We start from the raw sequence: 3,718 nt of genomic DNA, 5'->3' as shown, positions 1-3,718 counted from the left end.
AAGCTCATCACCGGCTCCATGGACGGGTTGCTCGGGTCGGTCTCGTTGCCGTGGTAGAACATCCGCTCGTAGGGCGCGGGCGGCAGATACGGCGCGTGCGGGTCCATGTGGCGCAAAAACAAAAAGAACGGCTGCTCGCCTTTGACTAACTCGTCCAGCTCCGGTATCGCGACTTGGTTGAGGTTCTCTGCCTTGGGGCTGCGGCCCTCGTTCCAGCTTCCCCAGCCCGCGAAGTTCAGGTACTTGTCGAAGCCACGGGCGCTCGGGTTGCCGCTAAACCCGACACACGTCGTGGTGTAGCCCGCCTCCTTGAGCAGCTCAGCCAGGGTCGGCACTTCTTCACGGAGCGGGCCTTTGTGCCGCAGCGCGACCACCTGTGTGGTAAACACATCCTGCCCCGTTAGCATCGAGCCATAGGCGCTGGTGGTCGGGATATGGGCGCTGATATTGTGCTCAAACAGCGTCCCCTGGGAAGCAAAGCGATCCAGGTGCGGCGTCGTGTGTTTTTCGTAGCCGTAGCAGCTCATGTGATCTGCCCGCAACGAGTCCACTGCGAGCAGTACGATATTGGGATGTTTTTTCATAGATATGTCCAACCCCCAGCCCCCGTGCAACGGGGGGGAAATGCGGTATTTCCTTATTGTCCCCCCGCCGGGCGGGGGTTAGGGGGGAAGCTAACTCTTCGCCCCTCACGGGCGCTTTCGTAGGCGGCGAGGCACATCTGGGCGCTGACACGACCATCGCGGGCGGTGATGCTGGGGGGATTGCCTGCCTTGAGGTTGTCGAGAAAGGGACGCGGGATCGCGGCGAGGCGCTCGCCGTGGTTGGCGGGGAGGGCAAACTCGAAGTGCTCCCACTTGCCCGTGCTCTTGCGGAAGAGCTTCAGCGCGACGGCGTTCTCCGGCGCATGGCCCACGGAGACGCCGTCGTCGTAGTTTTGGATAATCACGCCCTCGTCGCCGTAGATCTCGCAGGTGTTCTCACCCGCCAGGGTGACAGACGAGTTGAAGAGCACGCCCATCGCGCCGGACTCCCAGCGGTAGAGTGCGATCCCAGTGTCGTCGGGGGCGACCGTGGTGAGGATATTGTCGATCTCGGCCATCACGCTCACGGGTTTGCCGAGGAGCCAGTAGAGGAAGTCGGCGGCGTGGACGGCATCATCAAAGAACATCCCGACATTGGCGACGGGATCAATATGCCAGGCAGTCGGGCCGGTGGCGATGGTGGGATTAAAGAGGAAATTGATGCAGTGCCGCCGCCGCAGCGAGCCGACACGCCCCACCGCGCCCTCATCAATCCATTTCTTGATCTGCTGGTTGAGCGGGTCACACCGCATCTGGAAGGCCATCTGGAAGTGCACGCCCGAGCTCTCGACCGCCTCGATCATCCGGTCGCAGTCCTCCAGGGTGGTTGCCATGGGCTTCTGACAGAGAATGTGCTTGCCTGCCTCCGCCGCCGCGACGGTAAGATCGGCGTGCTTGTTGGTTTCGCTGGTGATAATCACGGCGTCAATATCCGCGCGACTGACCAGGGCCTCGTAGCTGCTCTCGAACTCCATCCCGTAGCGCTCGGCGGCTTCTCTGCCACGCGCCTCGTTGTCGTCCCAGCACGCCACCAAGACGGCATCGTCGAAGCTCTTGATCTTGTTGCAGTAGGCATGGATATGGCCATGCGCGAAACTCAATACACCAACTCGGATTGTTTTCATTCGGACTGCTCTGTACCTTGGATGCATTCTACGTCAAAACTCATAGAAGGAAATAGGCCGTCACTGTCGAAAACATAGCACTATCTTGACTACTATTCCCAAACGCATTTATGGACGCGAGATTTTTGGTGAGGGCCCACTGCCTCTCTATGTCCGACGACACCAATTTTTTACCGGGACACTCATGCCGCACGACCACGACTTTCAGGAAGCCGTTCTGGTTCTCAGTGGCACTGGGATTCATCGCACCGTGCAAGGCGATACCGTGCTTCAGGCAGGCCAGGTACTCTTCCTAAGGCCTGGTACCTGGCACACCTATCTCGACTGTGAAGCGCTCGACTACGTGAACTGCTGCTTTGGCACCGAGCTTCTGCGTAGCGAGCTTCGCGGCATTCTCGACGAGCCGCTGCTCGCCCGCATGGGGGAGGTGATGCTGGAGCCAGACGATCTTGACATTTGCCGGGGGGCACTGGAGGCCATCGAAGCCTCGCGTAGTGCACTGGAGAAACTCGGGTATCTCCTGGTCTTTCTGGCACGCCTCGCCCAGCGCATTCCCGCCTCGTCCACGACCACCCAGCCGCACTCGGGTACGCTGATCACCAAGGCCCAGATGGAAGCGTCGCTTGCCCATCCCTGGACGCTCACCGAGCTTGCCGCCCTCGCGTGTCTAGAGCCTACCTACTTCGTCCGCCGCTTCCGTGCCGACACCGGCCTGCCCCCCATGGCCTGGCTCGCAAGGCTGCGCGCCGAACGCGCCGCCACGCTTCTTTTGCAAACCAACCTCTCCATGCAGGAAATAGGGGAGCGCGTCGGCTGGAGCGACCTGAGCTACTTCGCCCGCCGCTTCCGCGCCCACTTCGGCTGTAGCCCCAGCGCCTACCGTGTCCGCTTGGGTCAAGCCAACGCCACCAGCGCCGGACTGGCCTACTCGCGCTAGCCTCCCCCCGGCGGCACCACCGCCGACCCCCTCCGGCTTCGCGAAGGGGGTTCGGGAGTTCTATGGGGTGGGGGCTTTGGGCTTGCGAGCGGGGCGCTTGTACTCGCTCTTTTTCTTGTAGCCTAGCGCCTGGTACTCATCGGAGTCTTTGCCATATTGCGCGGCGACTTGCTCACTCACACCCAGCATAAAGGCATGGTACTCCCGCTCCATCGCATCGGTGTGGTCTCGTATGGCGGCTAGCTCCGCCTCTTTTTGTAACTCCGCTGTCCGTGCCGCATCCAGCGCATTGCGCTTCGCTTCGGCCTGCGCCTTTGTGCGGGCTGGTAGTCTGTGAAGGTCTTGAGAATATCCAGATTGTCTCGATCTTTTTGCACCACAGGCGGTGCCAGCCGATTTTGTTTCGCCATCAGATGGGGGCCTCCTTAATTGCCCCTCATCTTTGTGACACGCGGACACTCCCCAGAGTTGCAGTGCCCAATCCGAGTTTTTTCGTGACGTATCTCAGGCATCTTGAGCCGTCTCCCCGAGAGGCAATGACCGATCTCAAGAAGCCCATGATGCGTCCCCATGCCTCTGGGGTGGGTCACAGTGTTTCTGTGATGCATCCCAAGAAGCCTGGGATGCATCACAGAAGTGTTGGTGCGGGGCCTAAAAGTCCCCACCTGAACCGCTAACCGAGAATGCTAAGGGGCTATTACGCTAACTTGGTTAATCGTGTTTACAGGTGAAGAAGCAATAGTACGTTGCTTTTCAGTCTCTTTGATTAACCTCTTAAGGAAAGTTGTTGCGATTTCATCTCGCTCAGAGAAATATTTAACTGATTTATTAGGAAGCAATTCTTCGTAAAAATGCCTTCTAAATTCCTCTAGTAGACTGTTAGGGTATAATTTTGCTGGGACGATACGTCCATCTTCATATTCATGATTATAAGTCTTGAGAAAATTAGTGTCAATTCTTTTTTCTTCTCTTAGCCATTTGCAAAACATACGCCCTTCGGATATATCTGGAACCATTTTTTCTGGAAGACGATATCCATAACTTTCAAGTGGAGCGATTAATGCCATTGTTAG

At 58.1% G+C, this 3,718-nt stretch carries 4 protein-coding genes and 1 pseudogene; 1 reads left to right on the top strand and 4 read right to left on the bottom strand.

What is annotated here, in order from left to right:
* Together RMO15_RS09780 and RMO15_RS09775 are read right to left on the bottom strand one after the other, a co-directional pair.
* The coding region (locus RMO15_RS09780) for a sulfatase-like hydrolase/transferase (protein ID WP_309711301.1) at positions 1-584 on the bottom strand (584 nt) is incomplete at its 3' end.
* A 53-nt stretch (positions 585-637) separates the two neighbouring features.
* Positions 638-1,708, bottom strand: coding sequence for a Gfo/Idh/MocA family oxidoreductase (locus RMO15_RS09775; RefSeq protein WP_309711299.1), 1,071 nt, complete (start codon positions 1,706-1,708; stop codon positions 638-640).
* Positions 1,709-1,892: 184 nt separating this feature from the next.
* Between RMO15_RS09775 and RMO15_RS09770 the strand changes: the two genes are divergently transcribed.
* A complete protein-coding gene (locus tag RMO15_RS09770; protein ID WP_309711297.1) occupies positions 1,893-2,645 on the top strand; it encodes an AraC family transcriptional regulator in 753 nt (250 codons plus the stop codon).
* A gap of 60 nt (positions 2,646-2,705) precedes the next feature.
* Here RMO15_RS09770 and RMO15_RS09765 read toward each other — a convergent pair whose 3' ends face one another.
* Positions 2,706-3,104, bottom strand: a complete 399-nt coding sequence (locus RMO15_RS09765) for a hypothetical protein (RefSeq protein WP_309711294.1) — start codon at positions 3,102-3,104, stop codon at positions 2,706-2,708.
* Positions 3,105-3,331: 227 nt separating this feature from the next.
* Positions 3,332-3,718, bottom strand: a pseudogene (locus tag RMO15_RS09760) (hypothetical protein); the annotation flags it as partial.

This window comes from Armatimonas sp. (genome assembly GCF_031410135.1).
In the GTDB taxonomy this organism is placed as follows: domain Bacteria; phylum Armatimonadota; class Armatimonadia; order Armatimonadales; family Armatimonadaceae; genus Armatimonas.
This window is presented reverse-complemented; position numbering and strand designations above follow the sequence as displayed.